The sequence below is a fragment of the Peribacillus aracenensis genome (assembly GCF_025175645.1).
Classification (GTDB): domain Bacteria; phylum Bacillota; class Bacilli; order Bacillales; family DSM-1321; genus Peribacillus; species Peribacillus aracenensis.
In genome coordinates this window covers 1-12,295 of the sequence record NZ_JANZMJ010000043.1, presented here as the reverse complement: position 1 = coordinate 12,295, position 12,295 = coordinate 1, and the positions used below count along the sequence as shown (strand labels likewise).

Here is a 12,295-nt window from a genome sequence, read left to right as displayed (position 1 = left end):
CTCCTTTTGTCATTGGTTCAGCAGCCTCAGTTTTAGTTTTTGGTTTTTCACCTCTTTGTCATGTTTCTCCACTTCTTTATTAGCCTTTTGAATTTCTTTTTCAAGTTCAGCGACTAATTTATCAGCTTGTCCATCCTTTTCTTCCGCATATTTAAGTGAAGTATTCAAGTTTTTAATTGTATTGTTAGCTGCAGCAAGCTCTTTAACCTTTGCGTTATATTCAGCTGTTTTGATGTCCAACTGACCCCTAGTGGTCTGAGATTAGGAATTTGACAAGTGTAATTAAAGTGCGGATGTATGACTCTAAATAAGTGTTTAAAACCTCTCTTTGATCCACCCTACCTTTATAGTTAGATAAATCGCTAAAAAATGCGGAAATACTAATTAGTGTTTCCGCAATTTCTACTATAGTTTGGATTTCATTTTTTCTTAGTATGTTATAAAAAAGAACATTCTATGCTTAAAGTGATTATTATTAAAAACATCAAGTCGGTATGTTAGTTTCTGAAAATACCTGTTCGAAAAAACAGGAAACTACTAACTTTAAAAGAGACAAACAAACAAAAAAATAAAAATGATTCAACTTATTTCCCCCTGGTTAGTTTACAATTGTTGAAATTTAGCAAATGAGTTATTCTTAAATCATCTAACAAGGCAGAATATTAAAGGAGAAAAAATGGGTTATCTCGGAAAGTATTTGAAAATGCCACCAACAATTGAAAAACTCAATAAATTGGAGAAGGACATTGAAAAAGAAGGATACTCCTTAGGTGACTTATCCTTTTTTTTAGAGTTTGACTTCTCCCCTTATGAAAATACTCCCTATGATGTCATTACATTTGCTAGTACGGGCTGTGACGGCATACATTTCGGATTTCTAACTGACTTCGGAACAGTATCTGATTTAGAGAATGCTTTTGTTGTATGTATTAGTCCAATGGATTTTGATTCACATATAAAGATTGTAGCAAGGAATATTAGGGAGTTTGTTAACTTGGTTTGTACTATGAAAGATGCCTTAACCATTTCTAACTTCAATATCCTAGAAGAAGAGGGACAATATATTCGTCTGCTCAAAGAACTAAAACAAGTAGAACCTGAAGATGAGGAATTTGAAGAAAACGCAAACTATGTAGTGGAAAAGATAATAGCGACATTGGGAAGCGAACTAATAGAGGATGTCTATCATTATGTGGAAAGAAAAGTAAGGACAGAAAGAGAGCAACAAACCATTTTACCTACTCTTGATGGGTTAGGCATAATACCTGTAGAAAGCGTTACGAGCAACCATATCCTATACAAACTTGAAAAAGATATGAAGATTAACTTGGAAGAAGTGAAATCTTTTTTTAATTCGGCAACTATAGAAAGTAAACTAGCTTTCATCAGAGATGCTCAATTTACTTATTTAATTTCAGATGAGATAGAGTTAAAAGAATTGATCATTAATGAAATGATTAAATTAGGTTTAAATGATGAAGTCGGTAGATTATACGTGTTTTAGGTCCTCTTTTTTTCATGCCTAATTAACACCATAAACCTTAACAGAACCAAAAGAAAAAACAGAAGGTATTCTCTTCTGTTTTTCTTAACTTATAGGCGATTATGTTTGGAACTTAAATCAAAAGATTAATTTTGAAAATTTACGTCCATTATTAGAAACTAAAATAAAAAGAAAGTAATAAAAATCCGATTCTTTAAATACACGAGAATCGGATTTTTTTATGTAAAATATTTCCTTGACGTACAATTTTCTTTTTTAGGTCGTGTCAGGCCTAAGATAGAATAAAGGCAAACTAGCTGAAAATCCACTAGTAGTGCCTTTTTGCGCGCAAAACTTCTGATTGTCCCCTATAAGAACCGTTCCCATGGTCTCTCATGGTCTTATACCTTCACATTGTTTATATATCGATCTAACGCATAGGCAACGCCATCGTCGTTATTTGACTTAGTAACAAAATTCGCTGCATCCTTTACTTCTTGAGGGGAATTGTCCATGGCTATTGCTAGACCAGCAACTTCAAACATGGCTATATCATTAAAACTATTCCCCACAACGAGCACCTCATGAGAAGAAATCTGCAGCATATCCATAAGCTTATAGAGTGCCTTTCCTTTAGATGCGTTAATATTCATTACATCTAAATAGATAGCATCGGAGCGGGTAATATATAATTTCTCTTTATACTTTTGCTCTAAATGTATGTAAGCTTCTTCGATTTTTTGTGGAGTATTTGCATAAATGATTTTAAATAAGTCTCTATTACCCACAAATTTGTCTATGAGTCTTGCATTTATTTTTTCAAGTTCCCAATGTACCTTTACCATACTTTCGTTAAAGGTGTGAACTTCGCCCTCAAGATATAGACTTATAGGAAATTGATTTTCTTGTCCGTATTCTATTATTTCTTCTGCTAAATTGATAGGTAAACCTGAAGAGTAATATACCTCGCTTGTTAAAGGACTTTTAATTAAGGCACCATTTGCTGCAATGATGGGTAAATCAATATTTAAATCTTTCACATAAGGATAGATTGATTCATAAGGCCTTCCACTTGCCAATACAACGCTGGTCCCCTCTCTTTTCAGCCTATGAATGACTTCTTTATTAGCATTCGACACATGGTGCTCATTGTTCAGTAAGGTCCCATCCATATCAAGTACTACCAATTTATACTGCATCATATCAACCCTTACTCTAGTTTCCCTATTTTTAGTTCTTCACATTTTGAATTTGACCATAATACGCATTTTTCCCATGTTTTCTTAAAAAGTGTTTATCTAGTAGATGATCATCAATTGAATTAATTTGAGGCGACAAACTTTGGGTATAATAAGCTAATTTCGCGATTTCCTCCATGATGACTGCATTTTCAACAGCTTTTAAAGGGTCTTTTCCCCAATTAAAAGGTCCGTGACTATTTACAATAACACCTGGAATAAAACTAGGGTTTAAATCTTTGAATGTATCAATAATGACCTTGCCTGTGTTCTTTTCATAGAGATTAGCAATTTCAAACGGTGTTAATTTTCTAGTACAAGGGATTTCCCCATAAAAATAATCTGCATGGGTTGTTCCAAAAGAAGGAATGGCTCTTCCTGCTTGTGCCCATTTCGTACACCAAGGAGAATGAGTATGTACGACTCCGCCGATTTTAGGAAATGCTTTATATAACTCTAAATGGGTCGCTGTATCTGATGAAGGATTTAAGTCGCCTTCAACCATATTTCCATCTAAATCAACGACAGGAAGATCCCCTGCTTTTAACTGTTCATAGGGAACACCGCTTGGTTTAATAACAACAAGCCCTCGCTCACGATCGATTCCACTCACGTTTCCCCACGAATATATAACTAAATTTCTCTTTGGAAGCTCTAGATTTGCTTCTAAAACCTTCTTCTTTAGTTCATCTAACAAGTTAATCACTCCTTATAAAAAGAAAGGCTGTATTCTTATTGATTGTTATTTTTCGTGCATCGTTACTATTAAGGCTTTATCGTTAGTTGCCTCTGATTTGGACTCGATTTCTCTTAGAATCTCCAAATCTGTCCGATTGCCTTATATTCTATTGATGACCGATATGGGTTACACTCTTCATAATATCTTTTGTACTTACATATAGTTTTTTATATTCTTCATAGTACTGATCATATATTTTAGTATTTTCAGGGTTCGGCTGGATTGGTTCTTCAAATTCCAACCAATCTTTTAGAACATGGGAATCTGGGATGATCCCAGTTGCAATCCCCGCCAACACGGCATCTCCTAAAGGTGCTTCTACATCGTTTTTAATAATACGAACGGGATATCCAGTAACATCTGCATAAATTTGCGGCCAGTTCATAGATTTTGAACCTCCACCTACAATAATGAGTTCTTTATCTAGTTTTGCATCTGTTCCTAATACCATTTCCATATTATGACGCAGCGAATACGCAACACCTTCCATGAATGCCTTATATAAATGCCCCTTAGTGTGAACAATGCTTAGGCCAAGAATTAGACCACGTGCACTACTATCCCAAATCGGACTTCGTTCCCCCATGAAATAGGGAAGAACTAATACCCCATTAGAACCTGCTGGAATCTCTTTTGCTTGTAAATCCAATAATGTATAAGCGTTAATCCCCAACCTATCTTCCGCGGCTAATTCCTCTGTACCAATCACATCTCGAAACCATCTTAAGATAGCGCCCGCAGTCGCAGCTCCTCCGAAGGTATAGATGATCTCACTGGAATCTACACAGTGCGGCATACTTACTAGATTAGGAGATAAATTAGGCATTTCTGTGATAAATCCCCAACACATGGATGTCCCTAACATGGCGACATGGTTCCCTTCAGCAAGAGCGCCCGCCCCCATTGTTGCAACAGGAGCATCGACACCGCCGCAAATGACGGGGGTACCTGCCTTCAAGCCTGTCTTCATGGCCGCTTCTTCGGTAATTCCGCCCACAATTTCGGTACATTCTACGAGTCTTTTAGGGAAAAATCGCAATGGAATCCCTAATTGTTCAGCCATTTCTTTCGACCAAGTTCGTTCCTTTAAGTTAAAAACCCCACCGATGTTTCCTGCTGAAGAATAATCAACCGCCACTTTTCCCGTTAATTTGTAGACGATATAAGGGGCCGGTGGTAAAAAGTATTCAATTTCATCCCATACTTTTGGTAAATGATTTTTCATCCAAAGAATTTTCGTAAAGCCGAAATAGGAATTGACGGAGTTCCCCGTTACCTCAAATAATTCATTAAGGTTGATATTTTCTTCTACCCACTTTACTTCTTCTTCTGCTCGGCGATCCATCCAAATCAAGCAAGGAGCTAATGGTTTCATCTCTTTATCAACAGGGATTCCGGATCCTCCATACAAACTGCTGATCGCAACGCCTTTAATATCCTTAGGATCAACATTTGATTTTTCGACCACTGCTTTAATTGTTACATTTGTCGCCTCTTCCCAAGGCTCAGGCCACTGCTGAGCCCAGGATGGCTTTGGTGTTTCTACGTCATAGCCTTTATAGTGATGTGCTAACACCTTCCCAGTTGGGTCAATTAATACTGCCTTTGTCCCCTGGGTTCCTATATCCACACCAATTAAGTAATCCATCTTATCACCCTTCATCGAGATCTAGTTGATTCGTTACGTGTCGGACTATTATTCTATTAATTAAGGCTTCAACAATACTTTAATCGCTTCTGGATGATGAGCCATTTCCATGGCTTCTGCAAAGTCCTCGACTTTAAAACTATGGGTGACGATTCCTTCAGAAGTAAGTAAATTCCGATCAAATAAATCAATGGCAACGGGGTATGTGTATGGGCCTAAGTGGGAGCCTCTAATATCGAGTTCCTTTCTGTCACCAATCACACTCCAATCCGTTGTTACCTCACTGCCGAAAACACTAAATTCTATAAATCGGCCAAGTCTTCTAATCATTTCTAAACCTTGTGTGGCACCAGTTGGATGTCCTGTTGCTTCAATATAAACATCACAACCATAACCTTCTGTTAAATCCTTGACGATTTTGATCGCATCTTCTTTTAATGGGTTAATCACCATATGTGCGCCAAGCTGTTTCGCTACGGATAATCTTTTCTCATTTGTATCTAAAACGATTAATTTCTTAGGTGTCTTTAAAGCAATGAGCTGGACCATACATAATCCTAACGTTCCTGCACCAGCTAGAACGACCACATCTTCAAATTCAATCGTTGCTCGTTGAACGGTATGAACGGCACATGCCATTGGTTCGACTAAGGCAGCTTCTTCCTCTGTGACACTGTCACCAATTTTATAGATTCTGGCTGTATTGCTAAATTTCATATATTCTGCCCAAGCGCCTTCAGCCATGCCTTTTTGGAATCCATAAATATTATGAACCTCACACATCCAGTACTTTCCTGTTTGGCAGAACCTACATTTGCCACATGGGTTAATCTGGTCAGTTGTGATCCGATCCCCAACCTGCAAGTCATATTTTTCAGCAGCACCTTCTCCTAATTCAGCCACAATCCCATAGAATTCATGGCCAGGAATAACCGGTGCTTTCATCCAAGGATCTTCTCCGCCCCAATACATTTGTGATCCATGGTATGCCTTTAAATCACTTCCACATATTCCACAGGCTTCCACTTTAATCACGACCTCATCTTTACCTGCTTTGGGTACAGCCACTTCCTCCACACGGTAATCTTCTGGACCATATGCTACAACAGCTTTCATCGTTTCTGGTAATACTGACATTAACAACATCTCCCCGTATGTTTAAAATTTTTATTAATTGATTCCTATAAATTAACGTTGATTCCCATTTACAATTGACTGTTAATCTTTCTGACGAAAACTACTATAATAGATGGCTCCAACGATAATGGCTCCTTTAAGAACTCTTTGAACGTATGGTGAAACGTCCATTAAGTTAAGTCCATTACTTAACACACCCAATAACAAGGCCCCAAGTATGGTTCCAAATATATGCCCACGACCACCAGCAATACTTGTTCCACCTAATACGACTGCAGCGATGGCGTCTAATTCATAGCCTTCTCCGGCCATTGGCTGTCCTGAAGCAAGTCTTGAGGTCATAATTAGGCCACTGATGGAAGCCGTAATCCCACTGATTAAATAAACAAAGGTTTTAATTCTTTTTACTTTCACACCAGATAATCTAACTGCTTCTTCATTACCGCCAATAGCATAAATATATCTGCCAATTGGTAAATGATTTAAGATGATATAAGCAACAATAAATACTAGAATCATTATCACAGCAGGCATTGGAATCACGCCAAACAGATAACCTCTTCCGATAAAAGTAAATGACTTAGATACTCCAGATAATGGGTATCCTCCTGTATATAAGAGAGCTAATCCCCTTGCTACCTCCATCATCGCTAATGTGACGATAATAGCTGGAATTCTGGCACGGGAAATAAATAAACCATTAATATAACCAAGCAGGGCACCTAAAATAATCCCAATTAATACGGCTGCGATGGCTGGCATTCCATTGTTGATCATCAAACCAACCATGATCGTACCTGTAAACGCCATCACAGAACCTACCGACAAATCGATACCGCCTGTTAAGATGACAAAGGTCATACCAACAGCTAAAATACCATTAATCGAAACTTGTCTAATAATGTTCGAGACGTTTTCAGACGATAAAAACTCTCCACTCGCAAAACTAAAAAATGTACATAATACAAAAAATCCAATTAAGGTTAACATCTCTGGGTACTTAAACATTTCTTTTACGTTAAATGCTTTTCGTTGGTAATTTAATTTTTGGATATTTAATTCACTCATTGATCAACACCACCCGTTGCATAGTACATTACTTTTTCAGACGTAGCTTCTGTTCCATCGATTTCTGCCTTTATTTCCCCTTTGTGCATCACGAGAATTCGATCACTCATTCCTAAAATCTCGGGTAATTCTGAAGAGATCATAATAATCGAGAGTCCTTGATCTGCTAAGTTTCTCATTAATTTATAAATTTCTTCCTTAGCCCCAATATCAATTCCACGCGTAGGTTCATCAAAGATTAATATTTTACAATCTGTATTTAACCATTTGGCTAAGACGACCTTTTGTTGATTACCACCACTTAAATTTTTCACCATTTGCCTGCCACTTGGTGTTTTGATTAATAAGTCTTTAATCGATTGATCAATAATGGCATCTTCTTTTTTCATACTAATAAATCCGAAAGAATTCCTTATTTCTTTTAAAATGGGTAAACTAATATTATTTTTAATCGTCATATTGAGCACGAGACCTTGGGTCTTCCTACTTTCAGGAATGAGGGCGATACCACGTGCTAATGCATCTGTCGGGTTTTTAATATCTACCTTTTGCTGATTGATATAGACTTCTCTGTCTTTTACAGGATCAGCACCTATTAGGGCTCTTACGGTTTCGGTTCTACCAGATCCAACAAGACCAGCAATCCCAATAATTTCACCCTTTTTCAAGGAAAACTGAATATCGGTAATATGTTTATTACTTAATCGTTTCACTTCTAAGAGCATTTCCTTGCGATCACGGGATGGTTTTTCAGGAAAGGCATTGACAATTTCGCGGCCAACCATCATTTTCACAATATCTTGCTTTGTAACGTCCTTTACTGTCCTTGTACCGACCCATTCCCCATCTCGTAAGCAGGTCATTCGGTCACACATGTGTAAGATTTCATCCAAATGATGTGAAATATATATAATGGTTACACCATCAGCTTTCAATTTCTCAATTAACTCAAATAATTTATCAATTTCTTTTCCAGTTAAGCTCGCTGTTGGTTCGTCAAAAATTAATACCTTCGTATCAATGGCAATTGCTTTAGCAATTTCAATAAATTGTTGGTTAGCAACACTTAAATGAGCTACAGGTTTGTTCAGGTCAATATCTGCATTTAATCTTTGCAATACTTCTTCTGCTTCTTTTCTCATCTTTTTTCTGTCTAATAATCCATTTGCCTGCTTGATCTCACGACCTAAGAAAATATTATCAACACCACTCAAATATGGGATTAAACTGAACTCTTGATGAATAATACTTACTCCTAATAGTTGTGCTTGCTTAGGATCGTTGAATGTTACTTCTCTGCCGTCTAAACGAATTTTACCGGTAGTAGGGGTATAAACTCCTGAAAGGATTTTCATTAATGTTGACTTTCCCGCTCCATTTTCCCCAACCAAGGCATGAACCTCACCACGTTCAATATCGATACTGACGCCTTTAAGTGCCTTAACTCCAGGAAACTCTTTCGTTATATTCTCAATTTCTAATACCTTATCCACTGCAATCACCATCCCTCTATTCCTTGACTTAGCAGGGCGCCTTTCACATAAGTTTTAAGCGCCCGCTTGGGAGAATTACCAGCTAAAATCTTTTGCGTTTTCTTTTGTTTGTAATTCCACATCAATCGGAACTTCTGTAGGTACTACTTCAGCTCCCCAAAGTTTTGCTAACGCCATACCAAGAGCGATTCTTACTTGATCCCTTGGAAATTGTGCGGTAGTTGCTTTAAATACGCCGCCTTTTACAATGGCTTCAATTGCTTCTGGGTGACCATCAACACTATAAATCGATACATCTTTGCCAGATGCTTCGATCGCACCTAATGAACCTAGAGCACCTTCATCATTCACACTGAATAGTGCTTTTAAATCTGGATTCGCTTGTAACATATTTTCTGTCACTTTCATGGCTTCAGCTCTGTCTTGTTTCCCGTTTTGAGTGTTAACAATTTCAATTCCAGGATTCTCAGCAATGGCTGCTTTAAATCCTTTTACACGCTCAAGGATTGGTACAACTGGAATACCATCTAAGATAGCCACTTTACCTTTGCCTCCTAAATCCTCTGCCATTTTTTTACCTGCTAAATAACCTGCATCATAGTTTTTAGAACCAACAAATGAGTCAAGTGGACCTTCAGCTTGTGCGTCAACTGCCACTACGATCACACCCGCTTTTTTTGCGGCCTCAACAGCTGCTTCTGCACCTTTACTATCAGTAGGATTGATTAAGAGAATGTCAATTTTCTTTTGAATCATATCGTCAATATCATTAATTTGTTTGGATACATCGTGTTGAGCATCCGCAATCACTACTTCTGCACCAATATCTTTTGCAGCATCTTCAAACGCTTCTTTCATGGAAATAAAGTAAGGGTTGTTCATTTCTTGGAAAGACATACCGATTTTTATCGTTTTTGCTTTTTTGTCTCCGTCAGCATTGCTTTTGCTAGAGCATCCAGCCGCAAATATCATGATGGATGCTAGTAAAAGTACCAATAAATTTTTTGACAGCTTTTTCATTTTTCATATTCCCCCTAGATTTTTTAAATTAAAAAAAAGTAGTCATTTTAAGAAAGATAAACAAGTAAAGGCGATTTATAAAAATCGTATCACCCCTTTCAAAATAGTAAATGAGCCATCTGTACACGCTTCCATTTTTCAAAGAATACAAAAAGGTGCCTTATATACGCAAGTCATTATGTTTTCAAAAAAACATAATAAATTACGCAAATAAGGCACCCGTAGCCATCATAAATTTTATACCAGCCGTAAGTATAAAATTTAAAAATATTAAGTTTTACTACTAGTGATTCTATACCTACCGTAAGTATAGAAGTTAAGGTTGAATTGTTGTATTTTTCTAACTATATCACATTAGATTCACATATTACAAGAGTCAAGTATAAATTTTAAACTATTCAAAATGAAGTAAAGTATCTGCTTCAATGAGTTCTTTCGCTACGACGACTAATTTTTTATTTTTATCTCTGCTCAATTTTTGCAGTCGTTTCATCGCTTCCGCTTCTTTTAAGTTCATTCTGTCCATTAATATTCCTTTTGCTTTTTCAATATGTTTACGCGCTTCTAACGCATTCTTTGTACTGTTTAGCTCATCCTGTAATTTCTTGAATTCTTCCAGCTTAGATAAACTAATATTGATCGCTATTTTTAAATCTCCAATATCGATTGGCTTTAGTAAATAATAAAGTACGCCTTCCTCTGCGGCTCTATTGATTAGTTTTTCATCATGATAACCACTAATAATAATACATGGGATAAATAACGTTTCATTTATCTTTTTAATCGCATCGATACCATCAAGATTTGGCATATTAATATCCATTAAAATGAGATCTGGCTTTTTCTCTATCGCCAATTCCACTGCTTTTAACCCGTCTGTAGCTACCCCTACCACTTGATGGCCCAGCTTTTCAACGTATGACTTAATCCCCATTAGAACTAAATATTCATCTTCAGCAAGCAAAATTCGCAATGATTTTGTCACTGTTCCTCACCCCATTTGATATTTGTACATACACCGAAATGAAAGCGCTATCTATTATTGCTGCACGACCTGGAGTTTCTACTCCCTATGTACTGTTTTATAGTAACATCATTTTTGAAAAAATCCATATGCCTTCGTCGAATTTATACAGAAATTACCCACATTTCGAAAGCAAACTAGAAATTACCCCATTCAGAAAAGGTAAGGTGATCTTCCTGAGTATGTTGCTGTTCAGTACATGATTTATTATCATATAGAGAATACCAAACAAATTAGGGATATGAAAATCTAGAAATTTTAAAAAAAATGTTATTCTTGAGGAAAGTCATAAATAGGTGGCGGTGGGATTTTGTCGAAGTTTATTTTTGAGTGTAAGAACATAACAAATAGCAGTCCTGACGGATATATAAATAATATTAATATAGCTTTAGGCTATTCAGAAATCCATGCATTAATTGTCAAAAACAGCTCTGAACAAAAAGTTTTCATCGAATCCCTAATGAATCTACTAGATTCTTCAAATGCTCAGGGAGAATTATGGTTTAAGAATCAATCTCTTAAAAATAGGAAACTTTCTAGATATAAGATTGCCATATTACATCAAAAACCGTTATTGATTAGCAACTTTTCGGTAGCGGAAAATCTTAATTTAACCAATATACCGACACGGAGATTTCTTCCGTTTATCGATTGGGGCAAAATTAAGAGTAAGTCAAAAAGGAATTTAGAAAAACTAGATTTCCAATTAGATTATCGTACCAAGGTACGAAATTTATCTGATGAAGACAAAAGACTTGTCTATATGACGAGCGTATTTTTACAAAACCCAGAAGTCATGATCATGCACGAACCTATGGAAGGGCTCTCAGCTAAAAATGCTACGAAATTATATAATATTATTAAACAATTTAAAGAAGAAGGCAAAAGCATTATCTATCTCACGAAACAATGGGAAGATGCATTAAAGCTCGCGGACCGAATATCTATTCTTTCAAAGGGAACCATTACGGATGAAATGTCATCTGACATAGCAAAAAGCGACCCACAAAGGTTGTTAAGGAAGATTGAGGATTACAATTTTAAAGAAAACGATAGCTATAATAATAATGATAATGATATAAAAAGTGTGCTTGATGCCGTTTTCCAAGCTGCAGAATTTCTAACATCGGAATATGAGCTCAAAGATGTATTATTACTGCTGGCAAAGGAAGTTACTCGTGTAATGAAAGCTGATGTTTGTTCCATTAAGTTAATTGACGAGTTTACATGGAGTATCATTGATGATTTTGAATTCAAAAATAATAAGGATGTAAAAGCTCAATTAACAAAAGAAGCGATTTTAAGAATTGCTAAAGGGAATGACATCTATTATGCCAATCAAAATGATAGAGAATTCAACTCATTGTTTGAAAAGAGTCATCATGTAAAAACAATTATTTGTGTACCTGTTTCGATTCGATCTCAAGTAACAGGTATCATTCAAT

The 12,295-nt window shown here is 36.3% G+C and carries 11 protein-coding genes; 2 read left to right on the top strand and 9 right to left on the bottom strand.

The features are described 5' to 3' along the window. Positions 1 to 9: 9 nt before the first annotated feature. Positions 10 to 240, bottom strand: coding sequence for a hypothetical protein (locus N0M92_RS26505; RefSeq protein WP_260288619.1), 231 nt, complete (start codon positions 238 to 240; stop codon positions 10 to 12). Positions 241 to 676: 436 nt separating this feature from the next. Here N0M92_RS26505 and N0M92_RS26500 point away from each other — a divergent pair, with 436 nt between their 5' ends. Continuing rightward, on the top strand, positions 677 to 1,504 hold the full coding sequence (locus N0M92_RS26500) for a hypothetical protein (RefSeq protein ID WP_260288618.1): 828 nt from the start codon (positions 677 to 679) through the stop codon (positions 1,502 to 1,504). Positions 1,505 to 1,884: 380 nt separating this feature from the next. On the opposite strand, the gene N0M92_RS26495 is transcribed toward N0M92_RS26500, so the two are convergent. The 8 genes from N0M92_RS26495 to N0M92_RS26460 form a co-directional block, all read right to left on the bottom strand. After that, the gene (locus N0M92_RS26495) at positions 1,885 to 2,682 is read right to left on the bottom strand and encodes a Cof-type HAD-IIB family hydrolase (protein WP_260288617.1); all 798 of its coding nucleotides are present in this window, start codon (positions 2,680 to 2,682) and stop codon (positions 1,885 to 1,887) included. 31 nt (positions 2,683 to 2,713) lie between these two features. Then, a complete protein-coding gene (locus tag N0M92_RS26490; protein WP_260288616.1) occupies positions 2,714 to 3,418 on the bottom strand; it encodes an L-ribulose-5-phosphate 4-epimerase in 705 nt (234 codons plus the stop codon). Positions 3,419 to 3,566: 148 nt separating this feature from the next. After that, positions 3,567 to 5,108, bottom strand: coding sequence for an FGGY-family carbohydrate kinase (locus N0M92_RS26485; protein ID WP_260288615.1), 1,542 nt, complete (start codon positions 5,106 to 5,108; stop codon positions 3,567 to 3,569). 60 nt (positions 5,109 to 5,168) lie between these two features. After that, entirely contained in the window at positions 5,169 to 6,245 is a 1,077-nt protein-coding gene (locus N0M92_RS26480) for an alcohol dehydrogenase catalytic domain-containing protein (RefSeq protein WP_260288614.1), read from the bottom strand. 81 nt (positions 6,246 to 6,326) lie between these two features. Further along, positions 6,327 to 7,313 carry an ABC transporter permease gene (locus N0M92_RS26475; protein WP_260288613.1) on the bottom strand — a complete coding sequence of 329 codons (987 nt, stop codon included), beginning with the start codon at positions 7,311 to 7,313 and terminating at the stop codon, positions 6,327 to 6,329. Then, positions 7,310 to 8,806, bottom strand: coding sequence for a sugar ABC transporter ATP-binding protein (locus N0M92_RS26470; RefSeq protein ID WP_260288612.1), 1,497 nt, complete (start codon positions 8,804 to 8,806; stop codon positions 7,310 to 7,312). The genes N0M92_RS26475 and N0M92_RS26470 overlap by 4 nt, the downstream gene beginning before the upstream one ends. A gap of 75 nt (positions 8,807 to 8,881) precedes the next feature. Then, entirely contained in the window at positions 8,882 to 9,826 is a 945-nt protein-coding gene (locus N0M92_RS26465; RefSeq protein ID WP_260288611.1) for an ABC transporter substrate-binding protein, read from the bottom strand. 394 nt (positions 9,827 to 10,220) lie between these two features. Beyond that, positions 10,221 to 10,811, bottom strand: a complete 591-nt coding sequence (locus N0M92_RS26460; RefSeq protein WP_063576736.1) for an ANTAR domain-containing response regulator — start codon at positions 10,809 to 10,811, stop codon at positions 10,221 to 10,223. 349 nt (positions 10,812 to 11,160) lie between these two features. Between N0M92_RS26460 and N0M92_RS26455 the strand changes: the two genes are divergently transcribed. Next, on the top strand, positions 11,161 to 12,295 hold a 1,135-nt coding region (locus N0M92_RS26455), incomplete at its 3' end, for an ATP-binding cassette domain-containing protein (RefSeq protein ID WP_260288610.1).

What these genes read in the sequence shown, in the direction of transcription:
- N0M92_RS26500 (WP_260288618.1), top strand. Translation starts at nt 677, where the DNA reads ATGGGTTATCTCGGAAAGTATTTGAAAATGCCACCAACAATTGAAAAA.
- N0M92_RS26495 (WP_260288617.1), bottom strand. Translation starts at nt 2,682, where the DNA reads ATGCAGTATAAATTGGTAGTACTTGATATGGATGGGACCTTACTGAAC.
- N0M92_RS26485 (WP_260288615.1), bottom strand. Translation starts at nt 5,108, where the DNA reads ATGGATTACTTAATTGGTGTGGATATAGGAACCCAGGGGACAAAGGCA.
- N0M92_RS26480 (WP_260288614.1), bottom strand. Translation starts at nt 6,245, where the DNA reads ATGTCAGTATTACCAGAAACGATGAAAGCTGTTGTAGCATATGGTCCA.
- N0M92_RS26475 (WP_260288613.1), bottom strand. Translation starts at nt 7,313, where the DNA reads ATGAGTGAATTAAATATCCAAAAATTAAATTACCAACGAAAAGCATTT.
- N0M92_RS26465 (WP_260288611.1), bottom strand. Translation starts at nt 9,826, where the DNA reads ATGAAAAAGCTGTCAAAAAATTTATTGGTACTTTTACTAGCATCCATC.